Raw genomic sequence first — 16,694 nt, 5'->3', positions numbered from 1 at the left:
CCTAATTGATTGGCGTTCTGAGCCGCATTATTCGCTGATTATCCACGATCGTGCGTCGGCAACGTCATCAAAAACCTCAATTTCCGATTCGGTCATCATTCTGTTCAGCCACACCGACCAGGTAACCCATTGATCATCCGAGACAATGGCCACCCGCTCGAACTGCTGGCGGTGCTGTTTCAGGAAGCGGATTTCCTCGACAGCCATGTCGATGGTGTAGGCTGCCATTCCGGTCAGGTCCATAATCATCCTGGCCTTGCCTTGCTGCCGGATATCATAGAGTGCCTCTTCTTCGAACTGGCGAAAATCCTGGACAGTAAATTCACCCAGCACTACCGCCAGAATGTGGCCATCTTCGTGCGAAACGGTAATCATGCGAGCCTCCTGCCGGCAAATGCTTAAACATCACCTTCAACAATGCTCAGGATAGCGTCAAGGACGTTCATTTACCAGTGTGGCCCGGGCAATCAGGCAAGGGGTTGCACCATGCGCTGGATTTCCTGCATCAGATTCCGGGTTTGCAGAGGTTGCGAATCCAGCAAGGTGGCACTCAACACCTGACGCATCAAGCGCTTCATTTCCTGCATCTGCCAGCCCTGCACGGCCTGGCCATCGGCGAACGCCAGAAGTGCCTGCCCACGAGCACCTTCAGAAGGTGTCTCATGCAAACCACGATCCACCGAAAAAGCATAGAAACAATCCGGCGAAACCGGAGCACCTTCCGCAGTGTTGCGCCAGTCAATGGCAACCCCCTGACTGGCCAGCAACTGCCCCTCGAATTGCCGCAAGGCAAACTCAAGCATTGCCGGATTACCAGCATTGCGGGCAAGGCATTTCACAAGCTGGAAATATTCGGCAAAGAGCAGCGATGCCTGGATTTCGCGCGGCAATATCCGCTGCAACAGTTCATTGGCATACAGACCGCACAGTAATGCCACTTCGCGTAATTGCGGAATCCCGGGCTGCCAATGAGCGGCATGCAGTGTTTTTACCTCGCCCCCTCCAAACCAGTCCAGCAACAAGGGCTGATGTCCGAGCAGGACACCGCGCAATTGAGAACCGTGCCTTTGCACACCACGGGCGACGAGAGTAATCCGGCCATGGTCCCGCGAAAACACATCCAGCAACCTGCTGGTTTCCCGGTATGGGTACTGGTGAAGAATAAAGGCAGGCTGCTGATTGACGCGGGGAGTGCCGCGAGGAACTTTCATGTCGGAAATACAGCGGACTTATTCAAAACCAAACTGCCGCAACAGGCGTGTATCGTCAGCCCAGCCACTTTTTACCTTGACCCATACTTCGAGGTACACCTTGGCATCGAACATCAGCTCCATATCCTTGCGAGCCTCAGACGCAATACGCTTGAGCTTTTCCCCGCTCTTGCCGATCAGGATGGCTTTCTGGCTTTCCCGATCAACCCAGACTGCGGCATAGATGCGTCGCAACTCCTGCCCGCGCGTCGTGACTTCCTCGTCGAATTTTTCAATTTCAACAGTCATGGCATAAGGCAACTCGTCACCAAGCATGCGGAAGATTTTCTCGCGTACGATTTCGGCAGCCAGAAAGCGCTCATTCCGGTCAGTAATCTGATCTTCAGCATAAAACGGCTCGGACTGGGGCAGCAAGGGCTCGACTGCTTGCTGTAATACATCCAGCTTCAGCCCGCGCAGGGCAGAAAGGGGGACGACCGCAGTAAATTCACGTTTTTGCGCCATGCTCTCGATAAAAGGCAGCAAGGCTGATTTGTCTACCAGGGTATCAATCTTGTTGATGACCAGCACAACCGGACGATCTGCCGGCAGCAGTTTCAGAACAGCATCATCATCGGGACCAAAGCGGCCGGCCTCAACAACAAACAGGATGACATCAACATCGGCCAGCGTACTGGTGACATTGCGGTTCATGGCCTGATTCAGAGCATTCCGATGCCGATTCTGAAAGCCTGGTGTGTCGACAAACACAAACTGTGCACTATCCGTGGTCAGCACGCCCGTGATGCGGTGGCGCGTGGTCTGCGCCTTGCGCGATGTAATGCTTAACTTCATCCCGATAAGATGATTGAGCAGGGTGGATTTTCCGACATTGGGCCGACCAACAATAGCGACAAAGCCGCAACGATAATCCGGCAATTTTTGATCATGTTCAGTCATTTTCGAACCAGCTTTTTTCCGGGATAGGTTTGTCGCAGTAATTGCAAGGCATTGGCGGCAGCCTCCTGTTCGGCGGCACGCTTGCTGCCGGCAATCCCGCGAGTTGTAGTCTTCAGCTCGGTGACAGTGCAGCTGACCTCAAACACCTGCTCTGGCGAATCACCGTCCTGCCGTTCAATCACATAAGTCGGCAGCGGCAGCTTGCGTGCCTGCAACCATTCCTGCAGCGAGGTTTTGGCATCCTTGCCAGCCGTTGCCGGATCGATGGCCGCAATGCGGGACGCGAAAAGACGCTCAATCACAGGCTCAAGCGCAGCAAGCCCTCCATCCAGCCAGATTGCGCCCAAAATAGCCTCGAGAGCATCAGCCAAGATCGAAGGTCGGCGGTAACCACCGCTCTTCAACTCTCCTTCGCCAAGTCGGATGTAGTCACCCAAACCCAACTCCAGTGCAATATCTGCCAGGCCCTCCTGGCACACAAGCCTGGCTCTTATGCGAGACAAATCGCCTTCACTTTGCTGGGGAAACGCTCGAAACAATGCTCTTGCCACCAGGGCATTGAGAATGCCATCCCCAACGAACTCAAGTCGCTCGTTATGAGTAGCAGAAAAGCTACGATGGGTAACCGCCTGCAGCAGAAGCTGGCGATCGGAAAAAACATAGCCGAGCACCCTTTCAAGGCGCTCGGCGGAAAGATTGGCTGACAAGAATTAACCTAGTTTCAAAAGATATTAATCTACGTTCTTCGCATTTGAAGAAGCATCAAAAGAAAAAAGAAGGCTCATATTACCGACGACAGGCACCACCTTCTCATAACTCACGGAAATAGCCACATTGCCACTAGAACCAGTAACCATCAGATCATCAGGCTTAACCGATGTTATGTACTCAATGTCCGCATGTTTCGCAAAGGAATTGCGAATATCCTGAGGAGAACTGCCAGCCCCCTCCTTTGCCAATGTGTTAATTATTTTCTTTACAGAGAAAAACTCCATATATGCTGGAACGGTTTTGATGGCCAAAATCCCAAGCAGAGCAACCAAGATACCAACAACTAAAAAACCAATAAATGAAAGGCCGGCTTGCCGATACATACATCACTCCTTTTAGTCAATCCAAGTACCAATACGATTTAAGTCCTTGAAGTTCAGCCATACCAAAGACGCCTTGCCCACCACATTTCTGTCAGGAACGAAGCCCCAGTAACGGCTATCGGCACTGTTGTCACGATTGTCACCCATCATGAAATAATGCCCATCAGGCACCTTGCATGTAAATCCTAAATCATCATAGCGGCAATTTTCTTCACGATAGGGAAAATCTGCAACATTGCGCAGCACCAGCGTCGGAGCATCGGACTCCCTCAGCGCCTGGAAAAAGTGCGTCCCCATTTTCTCACGGTACATCTGGGCAACACGCACGCGCTCATCGATATAGCTATGATCGCCAACCGCTTCGCTTGGCACAGCCCTGCCATTGACGGTCAATTGCTTGTTGCGGTATTCAACCGTATCACCCGGGAGACCGATCACGCGCTTGATGTAATTGTCTTTTGGGTTCTCCGGATAGAGGAACACCATCACATCGCCATGTGCAGGCTTCCCGACCGGAATGAACACATTGTTCAATACCGGCACCCGCAAGCCATAGGCGAACTTGTTCACGAGGATAAAGTCTCCCACCACCAACCCCGGCCGCATCGAGGAAGACGGGATCTGGTAAGGCTCGGCCACAAAAGCTCGCAGAAGGAACACAACCAGAAAGACCGGAAAAAAACCACGCCCGATTTCCGCCCACGCAGGCGCATAGTCCTCAGGAGCTCGCCGCTTCTCGAGCACATACTTGTCATAAGCCCAGACGACTCCGAAAAGCAGCACAAAAATGAGAAATGCCGCAGCGATGGTCGTGTACTGAACCGCGAGCACAAACAGCCCGGCAAGACCAGCCAGATAGCCGTACTGGACAAGCTGCGGAGGTTCATTCTTCACTCGTTCCTGCTTATGCCCGATACTTATCAGGACAGGCGCCACCACCAACAGTACGGCACCAATCAACAACCAGTTCATTGCAGCTCCCTAGGCTTACTTGTCCGATACCTGCAGAATGGCAAGGAACGCCTCCTGCGGAATTTCTACATTGCCAACCTGCTTCATGCGTTTTTTACCTGCTTTCTGCTTTTCCAGCAGCTTTTTCTTGCGGGTAATATCGCCACCATAGCACTTGGCCAGCACATCCTTGCGCATGGCCTTCACCGTTTCGCGCGCGATGATCTGACTGCCAATCGCAGCCTGTACCGCAATATCGAACATCTGCCGCGGAATCAGTGAGCGCATTTTGCTGATCAGCTCGCGGCCACGATAAATGCTCGTTGCCCGGTGGACGATGAGGCTCAAGGCATCCACCCGCTCGCCATTCACCAAGACATCCAGCTTGACCAGATCACCGGTACGGAATTCCTTGAACTCGTAATCCAGCGAAGCATAACCACGGCTGACTGATTTCAGCTTGTCAAAGAAATCCATGACCACTTCGGCCATCGGCATGTCATAGGTCAGCAAAACCTGCCGGCCCATGTACTGCATGTTGACCTGCATTCCGCGCTTCTGGTTGCACAGCGTCATTACCGGTCCGACATAATCCTGCGGAACCAGAATTGTCGCGGTGATGATGGGCTCACGGACTTCCTCGTACTTGCTGGGATCTGGCAGCTTGGACGGATTTTCGATCTGTACGACCGAGCCATCCTTCATCACCAGTTCGTACACCACGGTTGGCGCCGTAGTGATGAGATCCATATCGAATTCGCGCTCAAGACGTTCCTGCACGATTTCAAGATGCAGCAGTCCGAGAAAGCCGCAACGGAAACCGAAACCCAGCGCTTGGGAGACCTCTGGCTCATACTGGAGAGCAGCATCATTGAGCTTGAGTTTCTCAAGACTGTCGCGCAGCGCTTCGTAGTCATGGCTCTCAACGGGATACAGGCCGGCAAACACCTGAGACTTCACTTCCTTGAAGCCAGGCAAAGCTTCGCTGGCCGGATTTTTGGCCAAGGTGATCGTATCGCCAACCTTGGCGCTGACAATTTCTTTCACACCGGCAATAACAAAGCCCACCTCGCCAGCCTTCAGTGACTCACGTTGGACCGACTTGGGCGTAAAGACGCCAACCTGTTCACAGAGAAACTCGGCCTTGGTCGCCATGAACTTGATCTTGTCCTTCACGCGCAATTCGCCATCAACCACGCGCACCAGCATGACGACACCAACATAATTGTCAAACCAGGAATCAACAATCAGCGCCTTCAGCGGGCCATCCGGATTGCCTTTGGGCGGAGGAATCTTGTTGACCACCTCTTCCAGGATGTCTTCGATGCCGATGCCGCTCTTGGCCGATGCACGCACCGCCTCGATCGCCTCGATACCGATAATGTCCTCGATTTCCTGCGCAACCCGCTCGGGCTCGGCGGCCGGCAAATCGATCTTGTTCAGCACCGGACGAACCTCGACTCCCTGTTCGATAGCGGTATAGCAGTTGGCAACCGTCTGCGCCTCCACCCCCTGCGACGCATCGACGACCAGCAGGGCGCCTTCGCAGGCCGCCAGCGAACGGCTCACTTCGTAGCTGAAATCCACATGCCCCGGAGTGTCAATCAGGTTCAGGTTATAAACCTTGCCGTCACGCGCCTTGTACTGCAGCGCGGCAGTCTGCGCCTTGATGGTAATGCCGCGCTCTTTTTCGATATCCATCGAATCGAGCACCTGCTCGCTCATTTCACGCAGCTCGAGGCCGCCGCAGAACTGGATGAACCGGTCGGCAAGGGTAGATTTGCCGTGGTCAATGTGGGCAATAATGGAGAAGTTGCGAATGTGATCCATGAAACCTGTCAACGCTTACGAAAAAAGGGCACGCCAAGCGTGCCCCAGGCAAAATCGGTCGCCGCGATTCTAACGGAAATCGGCCAGATAGGCATCAAGCGCAAGCGAATCAAGGTGATAATGGCAGATAGTCACCCCGTCTTCGCCACACAGCACTGGAACCAGCTCGCCAAAGCGGGATTCGAGATCATTGTGGCCTTCGATGTCGACCCACTCGACCTGCAGGGGCTCCGGCCATTGCCGCAATGCAGCAAGCATTTCCTTGCAGAGACTGCAATAGGCATGCCCGTACACGCGCAGCAAAGGCCGGCACGCATCAGTCATCCTTTTTTTCCGGAGCGACGATTGAGGCAAAGAACGGGCGTCCGTCACGCAAGACGCGCAAAGGCGCGGCCTCGCCTGGCTTGAGAGCCTGCAGTGCCTGCCGCAGCTGGATCACACTCTGCAAATCCTGGCCGCCAACTCCGGTCAGCACATCACCTGCCTGCAAGCCAGCTTTTGCAGCCTGTCCGCTTACACCACGAACACCGATTCCATATTTGATACCCAGCTGCTGCAACTGGCGGGCATTGAGTTCGACCAGGGAGAGGCCGAAACGCTCGGCATCGCCCTGCTGCTTGCCGCGATATTCGCGCGGATTCCCCTTGTCAGCGCCTTCCATCGCGCCGACGGTCACAACGGCCTCGCGGGCACTCTTGTCGCGCCAGATGCCTAGCACGGCCTTGCTGCCCGGCTTCAGCGCCGTAATCATCCGCGAGAGATCAGCCGAACGCGTCACAGCCTGGCCATTGACCTTGAGAATGATATCTCCCACCCGCAAGTCAGCCTTGTCAGCCGGGCCATCCTTGTCGATCGCAATCAGCAGGGCACCACCCTCTTTGGCAAGCCCGAAACTGCGGGCAAGCTCCTCGTTCATATCCTGGATACCGACCCCGATCCGGCCACGAGTTATTTTGCCAGTCGACTTGAGTTCATCGGAGATCTTGATGGCAACATCGATGGGAATCGCAAAGCTCAGACCCATATAGCCGCCGGACCGGCTGAATATCTGGGAGTTGATGCCAATAACCTCACCCGCCATATTGAACAGCGGACCACCGGAATTCCCGGGATTGATCGCCACATCCGTCTGGATGAAAGGTACAAAATTCTCGTTGGGCAGATCACGTCCCTTGGCCGAAATAATCCCCGCCGTCACCGTGTTATCGAGACCGAAAGGCTGCCCGATTGCAAGCACCCACTCCCCGACGCGCGCCTTGGCCGGGTCGCCAATGCTGACCTTGGGCAGATTGCTGGCATCCACTTTCAGCAGCGCCACATCGGTACGCGCATCCGAGCCAACGACCCTGGCCTTGAAGGTGCGCTTGTCGGTCAACTTGACCGTGATTTCGTCCGCATCGGCAATCACATGCGCATTGGTCAGGATGTAGCCATTAGCATCAATGATGAAACCGGAGCCGATTCCCTGCACGGGGCGCTCCTGCATCTGACCACCTCGCGGCAAAGGCAAACCGAAGCGCCGGAACAGCTCGAAAGCATCGTCATTGTCGCCAAAGGCATCATTGACCTTGCGGGTACCGCTGACCGCGATATTAACAACGGCGCGCCCCTCTTTCTCTGCCAGCTGGGCAAAATCGGGCAAGGACGCTGCAGATGCAGCCTGAGCAGTTCCTAACAGGCCAGCCAGCAGCAGCCCGGAAAAAAACGTTTTCAGCATCGTTATCCTCTTAATGTTTTGCGCAACCCGAATCGCCACCACAGCGCACAGCACAGCCGCCTGGCGACGCATCGCAGGAACCTGCCCTGCTGACGATATGCGGCTCAAGCCCGGACTGCGCATGTCGCAGGAGCCGCAAAACCAGAAAACCCGCCATCAGCCCAAGCCCGGCCCCCAGCATGGCCATCCACTCCTGACCACCAAGCCTTCCGAGCATCGCGCCAAGCAGCAGCAACAAGAGGGGCACGCCGTAAGCCCACAAGGCACTGCGCAGCAAGGTCTGCTCCGGCACGGCCACATGCACCAGATCGCCAGCCTGCGCGTGCACGCTGTTTCGCACACGGAATTCTTGCTGAGCGCTACCGAACATCCGACTGATGGCCACTGACTTGCACCCGGTTACCGGGTCGCAATGCCCGCACGGGGAATGAGGGCGAATGACAACCCATGCGTAATCCTGCTCGGCACGGCTGACCTGGGCTTCTGTTTCGATCATGAATGAAGAACTCGCTAGCGGGGGGTAAAGGCGGCAGCAAATGCCTTCACGGTTTCAGCCGGCACCTCGCCGAGTACAGTTACCGTTTGCCGCGGCAATGGCCGCACGAAAAAGTGCAGGGAGCCCTGCCTTGCCAACCCAGGAGCAAGCTGAACCACAGAAGGGTCAAGGAATACGGAAACAGTCACCAGGCCATCGCTGTAGACCAGATGCTGAACCTTGCGCCCCTTGTCGCCTTGCGGCGTTCGCACAATCTGTTTCTGCAGAACAAAACCGGGCGGCAAATCACGGATCTGCCACTGGCTTTCCAGTCCGCCCTGCAGGGGCTTGCCCACGCTGGAGTCGAGCAGGACCGGATGAACCGGATTCACAGGCTTCAGCAGTTTCTTGTCAAAGCCGCCACCGAGGCGCAATTGCACGAATGTATAGGTTTCAACCGGCTCACGCTGAGCGCCAAGCATCATGCTCTTCAGCAGCAGTCCGCTGGCCTCATTGATCCACAAGCGATGGGGATAGCGAAGTCCGTCGCGGGGCTCAAGCTGATAGACGTCGGCCTCCAGCCCTGCAACCCGATCCCGCCCCAGTTTGCGCAGCTGGTAGCTAGCAAGCACATCGCCGACCCGGTGGGTCAGTCGAGGAAAAAAGCGCGATGTAGCTGCACGATCAAGAACCAGATTCAGTGGGGTATCTTCATGGAACATATGGTACTGAGCGCCCGTACGCACATACTCCCGGGTCGGACCATCCAGTGACTCGCAGCGTTCCTGCTCGGAGCCGCCTTCGACCAGCTGGATGATCCGGAAACTTTCAACCATGTCGTCATGCTGGTGCATGAACACGCCCTGGTAGGACGTCTGCTGCGCGGCCTGGTTGGCGCGCTCGATCAGGCGGGTCGCCTCGGCTGGCGATAGAAAGTCGGCAGCATGCAACGAGGTTGCCAGCAGCAACTGGACGCCCAACAGATATAAGGGGTTACGAATCATCATCACGCTTTACGGCAATTACTTCGATTCAGGCTGCAGGGCGACCTGCAGCGGCTCGCCACCATTGAGCGGATTGTTTGCCGCCTCGCGGTGGGCGGCGAGATACGCGCGCACCGCGTCGACATCGACCTGGGCGACCACAGTGGCGGGAGCTGGCTGCGATACGGCAGCCAGCGGCGCCTGCACCGGCACAGCACTGCGATAAAGACCCTGCCACAGCGCGACCCCCAGAAAGGCAACCGAGGCGGCCGCAGTCAGGGGCACCAGAAGACGACGACCGGTTCGTGCAGGACGCAGACGCTGAGGGGCCACCACGACCGGCTCAGCACTCAGCCGCGCTGAAAACCCGCTCATGAAACCGGGTGAAAGCAGGGGATGGCCATGCTGACTATCCTGCTGCATATGCCATTCATACCAGGATACCTGCAGGGCGGGCGACGCCTGCAGCTCCGCCAGCACGCGGCGGGCTTCGGCTTCAGCCAGCTCGCCATCCATCAACGCGGAAAGTTGTTCTTCAGCAGTCAGCTTGGCACTCATTTTTACCATCCTTGTTCACCAGCGCTTGTCACGGCCAACCACACTCAGCAGCGGGCGCAAGCGTGTCGCAATCGCCTCGCGCGCACGGAAAATCCGCGAGCGCACGGTGCCGATCGGACAATCCATCATTGCGGCGATTTCTTCATACGACAGCCCTTCCATCTCGCGCAGGGTAATCGCAGTTCGCAACTCTTCAGGCAGAGCCGACACGGCCTCATTCACCGTTGTGACAATCTGCCGGTTGGCGAGTTCCGTTTCCGGCGTGTGGTGGTCAGGTACTAATGCCGCAGCGTCGAGTGTCTCGCCATCTTCATCGGCCACATCACCGATCAGGCTGGGGCGGCGCCCCTGTGCAGCCAGATAGTTCTTGGCCGTATTGAGCGCGATACGGTAAAGCCAGGTATAGAACGCACTCTCGCCACGGAAATTTCCCAAAGCACGGTAAGCCTTGATGAACGCTTCCTGCGTTACATCTTCGATTTCTGCCGGATCGCGGATCAGACGGGATAACAGACGCGCGATTCTACGCTGGTATTTGACAACCAGCAGCTCGAACGCGCGCTTGTCCCCGGACTGTGCACGCTCGACAAGCAGCTGGTCCGTTTCTCTGGGTGACGGGGCGGAGGGATTGAGGGGCTCCATCGAATTCTGCTGAATACCATCAGGTTGCAAACAATAGATGACTAGATAAGGCTGGCAAGCTCATTTTGCAAGAGGTGCCGGGCAATTGTCAGCCGGCCGCCGCGCGGCCGCCCGGCAAGTGCTAGAATCGCCCTCCTCCGCACCATACCGGACCAACGCCCATGCGCAGTTCTGACATCCTGATTATCGGCTCCGGCCTTGCCGGAATGACCATGGCCCTGCAGCTGGCCGAGCGCCATCAGGTTGCGCTCGTCACCAAGCGGGCGCTGCGCGATGGCGGCAGCGGCTGGGCACAGGGCGGGATTGCTGCCGTGCTGGACAACGCCGACAGCATCGAATCCCATATCCGCGACACCCAGATTGCCGGTGCCGGCCTGTGCGACGAAGCCGCCACCCGCTTCATCGTCGAAAACTCCCGCGCCGCCATTGACTGGCTGATCGCGATGGGAGTCCCCTTCACCCGCGACAACCATGGCGAAACCAGCTATCAGGGCTACCACCTCACCCGCGAAGGGGGGCATAGCCACCGCCGCATCATACATGCCGCAGACGCGACCGGCGCAGCCGTCATCGATACCCTGGCCGGCAAGGTGGCAGCGCACCCGAACATCACGGTACTGGAAGAACATATCGCGATCGATCTGATCACCAGCGAGAAGCTCGGCCGCGCCGAGGAAAACCGCTGCTATGGCGCCTACATCTACGACAAGAATGCCGATCGCGTCGAAACCATGCTTGCCCAGCACACCGTGCTGGCCACCGGAGGCGCCGGCAAGGTGTATCTCTACACCACCAATCCGGATGTTTCCACCGGGGACGGCATTGCCATGGGCTGGCGCGCGGGCTGCCGCGTTGCGAACATGGAATTCATCCAGTTCCACCCCACCTGTCTGTATCACCCGCACGCCAAATCATTCCTCATTTCCGAAGCGGTACGCGGCGAAGGCGGCATCCTGCGCCTGCCGGATGGCACACGCTTCATGCCACAGCACGATGAACGCGCCGAACTGGCACCGCGCGATATTGTCGCCCGGGCCATCGATTTTGAAATGAAGAAAGGCGGTTACGACTGCGTTTATCTGGATATTTCCTACAAGCCTGCCGCATTCGTGAAGGAACACTTTCCAACCATCTACCAGCGCTGTCTCGAACTCGGCATCGACATCACCAAGCAGGGTATTCCGGTTGTCCCTGCCGCGCACTACACCTGCGGCGGACTGGTCACCGACATGGACGGTCGTACTGATCTGGCCGGACTTTACGGCATCGGCGAAGTGGCCTACACCGGCCTGCATGGCGCCAACCGTCTGGCATCCAACTCCCTGCTGGAATGCATGGTACTTGGCAAAGCGGCAGCAGCACACATCATGAAGCAAGCCCCAGTCACCCTACCCTGTGCACCGGAATGGGATGAAAGCCGTGTCAGCGACGCCGACGAGGAAGTGGTGATTTCACACAACTGGGACGAGCTGCGGCGCTTCATGTGGGATTATGTCGGCATTGTCCGCACCAACAAGCGACTGGAACGCGCACTGCACCGCATCGACCTGCTGCAGCGTGAAATCAACGAGTTCTACAGCCATTTCCGCGTCAGCAACGACCTGATCGAACTGCGCAATCTGGTGCAGACCGCCGAACTGATCGTGCACTGCGCGCTGGCACGCAAGGAAAGCCGCGGCCTGCATTTCAGCCGTGATTATCCGGACAGCAACGCCGAGGCACGACCAACGCTGCTTTCTCCCCCGTTACTTGCCCGCAAAACCGGAAATAGGTAGATATGTATAGCCCTGCAGCCCTTTTATAAAAATGGCTTCAGGGCTATACCCATAGATTATCGAGAACGGTCTGCACACCAGAGCAGCCAGATGCGCCACTGACGCAGCGCATCGGGCGAGGCAGAATCAGCCCAGAGCACAACCCGCTGCTGGCCACCGGCATCATGCAACACCAGCACGGTCAGCATGGCCGTCACCCTGGTAGCAGGGTTCAGCTGCATGATGCGGCTGTTGCCCTGTTCGTCACACAGCGCAATGCCATCCGGCGTGACACGCAGGCAGCGCAACGCGGGCGCCCCCGGACGACGCCAGAACGCATGTACAGCCAGCACGGCCGCCCCGGTCAGTGCCGCCGGCCACGGCAAGACCGCACAGCACAACACGGCCAGTGCATGCGTCCCGCCCCACCAGCAGACTGCCAGCCGGGAAGGACGCAGCAACAGATCAGGCGGCGTCACGCGAGCACGGAATTACTCGACCTGAATCGCGCCCGACACCTGCACGGTCATGCGCGACTCCCCGGATTCCATCGGCGGCGGAGCGGCCTCGGCCGCCATTGCAGCAGCCTTGTACATGGCACGCACCGGCATTGGTGGCGCCATGCCGCCGGTATTCACATTGACGTTCAGCAGCTTCCAGTCCTTGCCCTGCAGGCTGCGCTGCATCAGTGCGGCACGCTGGCGGAACTGCCGCAGGCCTTCTTCGATCAGTATGTCTTCGGTCTTGCGGCGCACTTCGTCCGACACACCATACGTTACCGAATCAAGCTGCAGCGACAGGCCGGTGGCCTGCGGTTTCTGCAGTTCGCCCACCAGCCGTGACAGGGCGGCAAAATCGCTCGACGCGATGCGCAGTTCGCCACGGCTGCGCCAGCCTTCCTGCTTGCCAGTTTTGTTGTTGTAGAGCGGGTAAGTGCTGTAACCCGTGCCGCGCGACTGCACCTGCGACACTGTTTTCACTCGCTCCAGCGCCTGGGCGAGCGTCTTGTTGATGCGCTCAGCCAGCTTGCCCGGATCGGTGTCGCTGCTCTCCACAAAAAGCGTTGCCAGCGCCTGGTCGTTTTCGACCGACTGCGCCACTGTGGTTTCAAAATTCACGACATTGAAAAGCGGCGCTTCAGCTGCTGCAGCACCGGCAGCCAGCGCCAGCAGCAGTACGCCGCCAGTGCAAGAACGAATCAGTCGCACAAGCCTTCTCCTTTTCTAGTGATACGCGTGATCGGACGGGGTGTTGTGAATTTCATCGGAAACCGCATCCATCACACCAAGATGGATTTCCACATCGAACCATTCCCAGAACAGCTTCAGATTACGCTTGGGCGGCCAGAGCTCTTCATCGCTCACCCACGATGCCAGCTCCATCTCGAACAATTTTTCGGCAATGTCGTCGATGAAGGCAATCCCGTCTTCCGGCTCGCGTGCCTCCGGGATCATGACCACCGTGCAATCGCTGCGGATTTCGTCCAGAGTCAGCACCACATCATTGCCGGGCAACTGGTTCAGCCAGTCCAGAAAGGCCTGCTTCGGACGCAGGATGGCGGCGGAACGGTCAACAATAAACATGTCATTAATCTCCGGTAAAATCAGCACCAGATAGTAACCCAGCACGGCACACCCTGTCTGGCCACAAGGCCGCACCGATCCAATGATGAGTAATAACCCTTCCCCGCAGAGCCGGCCAGTCAACTGGCGGGCAGCCATCGTGCCGCAAGATTCGCAACAGCCCATCCATGGCCGCATCAGTGACATCAGCGAAAAACATGCCGTCGCACTGTTTCCGCAGAGCATTGCCGCCAGAACCGCCCGCCTTTACATTGATATGCCGGATCCTGACCGCAAGGGACGCTGCTATCTGGACTGCAAGATCCAGATCAGCAGTCAGACCCTTGTCGGTAACATCAGCGAATTCCGCCTGTTCATCCAGATCACCGAGCTTGACGAGATACAACGCAATCTCTTGCGCCGCACACTCAAGCTCGACCGAGCCTAGCGCCTACCAGAGCTGCGCTTCTTGCGGGCAACTGCCGTTTCACGCTGAGCCGGGGCGGCAGTTTTCCTGCCTTCACGCACCACGGCCGGACGCCTGCCCTGCCCGGTGTCAGCCTTGGCTGAGGCCCGCTCTTCAAGAAGCGTAAAATCGATTTTGCTGGTTTCCAGATCGACACGCACCACCTTGACCTTCAGGCGGTCGGTCATGCGGTAGACCTGCCCGCTGCGTTCACCGCGCAACTCTCGGCGTGCTTCGTCGTAATGGAAATAATCCGATCCCAGCTCGGATACGTGCACCAGTCCCTCGACATAGACATTGTCGAGCAGTACAAACATGCCGAAGCTGGTCACAGCGGACACCACTCCCTCGAAGACCTCGCCCACCTTGTCCTGCATGTAGTAGCACTTCAACCAGGCCGCCACATCACGGCTGGCGTCATCCGCACGGCGTTCGGTCATCGAGCACTGGATACCCAGCGCCTCCCATTTCATGGCTGGCTTGTACTTCTTGCCGGCAAGCACGGCCTTGATGGCACGATGCACCAGCAGATCGGGATAACGGCGAATCGGCGAGGTGAAATGGGCGTAGGCCTCGTAACTCAGACCGAAGTGGCCGGCATTCGCCGGCGTATAGACGGCCTGCTGCAGACTGCGCAGCAGCATGGTCTGCAGCAGCTCGGCATCGGGCCGCAGCTTGATTTTTTGCAGCAGCTCGGCGTAATCACCTGCCTGCGGGTCTTCATCGCCACCCAGCGTCAACCCGCAGGTACGCAGGTATTCGCGCAGATAGGCGAGCTTTTCCGGGGTCGGACCTTCATGCACACGGAACAGCACGGTATGTTCGTTCTTGATCAGATAGTCCGCCGCCGACACGTTGGCCGCCAGCATGCATTCTTCGATGAGCTTGTGGGCATCGTTACGCACCACCGGTACGATTTCGCGGATCTTGCCGTTGTCATCGAAGCGCATCTCGGTTTCGGTTGTCTCGAAATCGATGGCGCCACGGATGGTACGAGCCTTGGCAAAGGACTGGAACAGTGCATACAGGTCCTGCAGATGCGGCAGCAGCTTCTTCTCGGCCTTGCTGGCGTCAGCAGCATCCTGCAGCAGCGACCAGACGCGCGTATAGGTAAAGCGCATTTTCGACTGCATCACCGCCGGATAGAAGCGGTACTTTTTGATCTCCCCCTTGGCAGACACCTTCATGTCGCAGACCATGCACAGGCGCTCGACATCCGGATTGAGCGAGCAGATGCCGTTGGACAGCTGTTCGGGCAGCATCGGAATCACGCGACGCGGAAAATACACCGAATTGCCGCGCTCGATCGAAGTGTGATCCAGCGCATCGCCGGGCTGAACGTAATGACTGACGTCGGCAATCGCCACAACCAGCCGCCAGCCCTTGCCGGATTTTTCCGCATACACGGCATCGTCAAAATCGCGTGCCGTCTCGCCATCGATGGTCACCAGCGGCAGCTCGCGCAGATCCTCGCGCTCGACCGTACCATGCACAGCCTTCCAGTCCTTTTTCATGACCTTGGCCGGCGTTTTTTCAGCCTGAGCCAGCGCTTCGTCGCTGAAGACATGCGGCAGATTGTGCTTTCTGAGGGCGATTTCGATTTCCATGCCCGGATCGGCATAGTTACCCAGAATTTCGATTACCTTGCCGACCGGCTGTGTATAGCGCGCCGGCTGCGTAAGCAACTCGACCATCACGACCTGGCCAACGGTAGCCCCCATCGAGCCTTTCGGCTCGATCAGGATTTCCTGGCTGATACGCTTGTCTTCGGCAGTCACATAGAAAATGCCGCGCTCGGCACGGAAACGGCCAACCAGCTTCGAATTGACGTGCTCAAGCACTTCGACAATCGTGCCCTCGCGGCGTCCGCGGCGATCAACACCGATCTGGCGTACCAGCGCGCGATCGCCATGCAGCACCTTGGCCATTTCCTTGGGACCAAGGAACAGGTCTTCCGACGCATCATCGGGCACCAGAAAACCAAACCCGTCTGCATGCCCCTGCACGCGTCCGGCAATCAGGTCGATCTTGGCCGGGATGCACAGCGCCCCCTTGCGATTGATCATCAGCTGCCCTTCACGCTCCATCGCCCGCAGGCGGCGCTCGAAGGGCAGGCTTTCTTCTTCGTTGATGCCCAGCTGGCGGGCCAGGTCTTCGACAAACAGCGGCGCCCCTGCTTCTTCCAGCAGTTGCAGCACATATTCACGGGATGGCAGCGGATTTTCATACCGCTCGCGCTCGCGGGCGAGGAAAGGATCCTGTGCACGCAAGGCATTGATTTTTCTGGCCCTGCGACGCGGCGCCGGGACGGCGGTTTTTTCTTCGGTAAATTTCTTTTCTTTTTTGATTGACATTGTCTCTGCTTTTCTCAATAATTCGCGTCCTCTAAGCAATGCACTGCAGGACGCGCAAGCGAATTGTAGCTTAGTTGAAGAGCCCAGGTGGCGGAATTGGTAGACGCACTAGGTTCAGGTCCTAGCGCTCGCAAGGGCGTGGAAGTTCGAGTCTTCTC

19 protein-coding genes are annotated in these 16,694 nt (G+C 57.4%); 2 read left to right on the top strand and 17 right to left on the bottom strand.

Annotation, left to right across the window (positions count from 1 at the left end; translation table 11 throughout):
• Positions 1-27 precede the first annotated feature (27 nt).
• The 13 genes from H559_RS0117680 to rpoE all read right to left on the bottom strand — a co-directional run bounded on the left by H559_RS0117680 (position 28) and on the right by rpoE (position 10,400).
• Positions 28-375 carry a SpoIIAA family protein gene (locus H559_RS0117680; RefSeq protein WP_028453775.1) on the bottom strand — a complete coding sequence of 116 codons (348 nt, stop codon included), beginning with the start codon at positions 373-375 and terminating at the stop codon, positions 28-30.
• 92 nt (positions 376-467) lie between these two features.
• Positions 468-1,211, bottom strand: a complete 744-nt coding sequence (gene recO / locus H559_RS0117675; protein ID WP_034642066.1) for a DNA repair protein RecO — start codon at positions 1,209-1,211, stop codon at positions 468-470.
• Positions 1,212-1,229: 18 nt separating this feature from the next.
• Positions 1,230-2,150, bottom strand: coding sequence for a GTPase Era (era, locus tag H559_RS0117670; RefSeq protein WP_028453773.1), 921 nt, complete (start codon positions 2,148-2,150; stop codon positions 1,230-1,232).
• Entirely contained in the window at positions 2,147-2,857 is a 711-nt protein-coding gene (gene rnc / locus H559_RS0117665; protein ID WP_028453772.1) for a ribonuclease III, read from the bottom strand. Before rnc ends, era begins: the two co-directional genes overlap by 4 nt.
• A 24-nt stretch (positions 2,858-2,881) precedes the next feature.
• Positions 2,882-3,244: a DUF4845 domain-containing protein gene (locus tag H559_RS0117660; RefSeq protein ID WP_028453771.1), complete on the bottom strand. Its 363-nt coding sequence runs from the start codon at positions 3,242-3,244 to the stop codon at positions 2,882-2,884.
• A 12-nt stretch (positions 3,245-3,256) separates the two neighbouring features.
• Positions 3,257-4,216, bottom strand: coding sequence for a signal peptidase I (gene lepB, locus H559_RS0117655; RefSeq protein ID WP_028453770.1), 960 nt, complete (start codon positions 4,214-4,216; stop codon positions 3,257-3,259).
• Between the two features lie 15 nt (positions 4,217-4,231).
• Complete coding sequence (gene lepA, locus H559_RS0117650) at positions 4,232-6,025, bottom strand: translation elongation factor 4 (protein WP_028453769.1); 1,794 nt, start codon at positions 6,023-6,025, stop codon at positions 4,232-4,234.
• Between the two features lie 69 nt (positions 6,026-6,094).
• Positions 6,095-6,349, bottom strand: coding sequence for a glutaredoxin family protein (locus tag H559_RS0117645; RefSeq protein ID WP_028453768.1), 255 nt, complete (start codon positions 6,347-6,349; stop codon positions 6,095-6,097).
• The gene (locus H559_RS21100) at positions 6,342-7,742 is read right to left on the bottom strand and encodes a DegQ family serine endoprotease (RefSeq protein WP_245579403.1); all 1,401 of its coding nucleotides are present in this window, start codon (positions 7,740-7,742) and stop codon (positions 6,342-6,344) included. The genes H559_RS0117645 and H559_RS21100 overlap by 8 nt, the downstream gene beginning before the upstream one ends.
• Positions 7,743-7,752: 10 nt before the next feature.
• Positions 7,753-8,238, bottom strand: coding sequence for a SoxR reducing system RseC family protein (locus tag H559_RS22445; RefSeq protein ID WP_081413139.1), 486 nt, complete (start codon positions 8,236-8,238; stop codon positions 7,753-7,755).
• A 14-nt stretch (positions 8,239-8,252) separates the two neighbouring features.
• A complete protein-coding gene (locus H559_RS0117630; RefSeq protein WP_028453766.1) occupies positions 8,253-9,224 on the bottom strand; it encodes a MucB/RseB C-terminal domain-containing protein in 972 nt (323 codons plus the stop codon).
• A 15-nt stretch (positions 9,225-9,239) separates the two neighbouring features.
• A complete protein-coding gene (locus tag H559_RS22040; RefSeq protein WP_028453765.1) occupies positions 9,240-9,758 on the bottom strand; it encodes a sigma-E factor negative regulatory protein in 519 nt (172 codons plus the stop codon).
• 15 nt (positions 9,759-9,773) lie between these two features.
• Positions 9,774-10,400 carry an RNA polymerase sigma factor RpoE gene (gene rpoE, locus H559_RS0117620; RefSeq protein ID WP_028453764.1) on the bottom strand — a complete coding sequence of 209 codons (627 nt, stop codon included), beginning with the start codon at positions 10,398-10,400 and terminating at the stop codon, positions 9,774-9,776.
• A gap of 161 nt (positions 10,401-10,561) precedes the next feature.
• Here rpoE and nadB point away from each other — a divergent pair, with 161 nt between their 5' ends.
• Complete coding sequence (gene nadB / locus H559_RS0117615) at positions 10,562-12,175, top strand: L-aspartate oxidase (protein WP_028453763.1); 1,614 nt, start codon at positions 10,562-10,564, stop codon at positions 12,173-12,175.
• 56 nt (positions 12,176-12,231) lie between these two features.
• Here nadB and H559_RS0117610 read toward each other — a convergent pair whose 3' ends face one another.
• From H559_RS0117610 to H559_RS0117600, 3 genes are read right to left on the bottom strand one after another with little or no spacing between them, the layout of a single operon-like run.
• Positions 12,232-12,633: a protein YgfX gene (locus H559_RS0117610; protein WP_028453762.1), complete on the bottom strand. Its 402-nt coding sequence runs from the start codon at positions 12,631-12,633 to the stop codon at positions 12,232-12,234.
• 12 nt (positions 12,634-12,645) lie between these two features.
• On the bottom strand, positions 12,646-13,362 hold the full coding sequence (locus H559_RS0117605) for an SIMPL domain-containing protein (RefSeq protein ID WP_028453761.1): 717 nt from the start codon (positions 13,360-13,362) through the stop codon (positions 12,646-12,648).
• Between the two features lie 15 nt (positions 13,363-13,377).
• On the bottom strand, positions 13,378-13,737 hold the full coding sequence (locus H559_RS0117600; RefSeq protein WP_028453760.1) for a hypothetical protein: 360 nt from the start codon (positions 13,735-13,737) through the stop codon (positions 13,378-13,380).
• A gap of 85 nt (positions 13,738-13,822) precedes the next feature.
• Between H559_RS0117600 and H559_RS0117595 the strand changes: the two genes are divergently transcribed.
• Complete coding sequence (locus H559_RS0117595) at positions 13,823-14,164, top strand: hypothetical protein (RefSeq protein ID WP_162143349.1); 342 nt, start codon at positions 13,823-13,825, stop codon at positions 14,162-14,164.
• On the opposite strand, the gene rnr is transcribed toward H559_RS0117595, so the two are convergent.
• Complete coding sequence (gene rnr, locus H559_RS21090; RefSeq protein WP_081413137.1) at positions 14,161-16,536, bottom strand: ribonuclease R; 2,376 nt, start codon at positions 16,534-16,536, stop codon at positions 14,161-14,163. The two genes, H559_RS0117595 and rnr, sit on opposite strands and share 4 nt — an antisense overlap.
• Positions 16,537-16,694 lie beyond the last annotated feature (158 nt).

Origin of the sequence: Chitinilyticum aquatile DSM 21506, from assembly GCF_000430805.1 — a bacterium.
GTDB lineage: Bacteria > Pseudomonadota > Gammaproteobacteria > Burkholderiales > Chitinibacteraceae > Chitinilyticum > Chitinilyticum aquatile.
The sequence above is the reverse complement of the archived record's forward strand: the minus strand, read 5'-3'. Positions and strand labels throughout refer to the sequence as shown.

Bases quoted from the DNA above. Each gene is read 5' to 3' on its own strand.
- H559_RS0117680 (WP_028453775.1), bottom strand. From the start codon at position 375: ATGATTACCGTTTCGCACGAAGATGGCCACATTCTGGCGGTAGTGCTG.
- recO (WP_034642066.1), bottom strand. From the start codon at position 1,211: ATGAAAGTTCCTCGCGGCACTCCCCGCGTCAATCAGCAGCCTGCCTTT.
- era (WP_028453773.1), bottom strand. From the start codon at position 2,150: ATGACTGAACATGATCAAAAATTGCCGGATTATCGTTGCGGCTTTGTC.
- H559_RS0117660 (WP_028453771.1), bottom strand. From the start codon at position 3,244: ATGTATCGGCAAGCCGGCCTTTCATTTATTGGTTTTTTAGTTGTTGGT.
- lepB (WP_028453770.1), bottom strand. From the start codon at position 4,216: ATGAACTGGTTGTTGATTGGTGCCGTACTGTTGGTGGTGGCGCCTGTC.
- lepA (WP_028453769.1), bottom strand. From the start codon at position 6,025: ATGGATCACATTCGCAACTTCTCCATTATTGCCCACATTGACCACGGC.
- H559_RS0117645 (WP_028453768.1), bottom strand. From the start codon at position 6,349: ATGACTGATGCGTGCCGGCCTTTGCTGCGCGTGTACGGGCATGCCTAT.
- H559_RS21100 (WP_245579403.1), bottom strand. From the start codon at position 7,742: ATGCTGAAAACGTTTTTTTCCGGGCTGCTGCTGGCTGGCCTGTTAGGA.
- H559_RS22445 (WP_081413139.1), bottom strand. From the start codon at position 8,238: ATGATCGAAACAGAAGCCCAGGTCAGCCGTGCCGAGCAGGATTACGCA.
- H559_RS0117630 (WP_028453766.1), bottom strand. From the start codon at position 9,224: ATGATGATTCGTAACCCCTTATATCTGTTGGGCGTCCAGTTGCTGCTG.
- H559_RS22040 (WP_028453765.1), bottom strand. From the start codon at position 9,758: ATGAGTGCCAAGCTGACTGCTGAAGAACAACTTTCCGCGTTGATGGAT.
- rpoE (WP_028453764.1), bottom strand. From the start codon at position 10,400: ATGGAGCCCCTCAATCCCTCCGCCCCGTCACCCAGAGAAACGGACCAG.
- nadB (WP_028453763.1), top strand. From the start codon at position 10,562: ATGCGCAGTTCTGACATCCTGATTATCGGCTCCGGCCTTGCCGGAATG.
- H559_RS0117600 (WP_028453760.1), bottom strand. From the start codon at position 13,737: ATGTTTATTGTTGACCGTTCCGCCGCCATCCTGCGTCCGAAGCAGGCC.
- H559_RS0117595 (WP_162143349.1), top strand. From the start codon at position 13,823: ATGAGTAATAACCCTTCCCCGCAGAGCCGGCCAGTCAACTGGCGGGCA.
- rnr (WP_081413137.1), bottom strand. From the start codon at position 16,536: ATGTCAATCAAAAAAGAAAAGAAATTTACCGAAGAAAAAACCGCCGTC.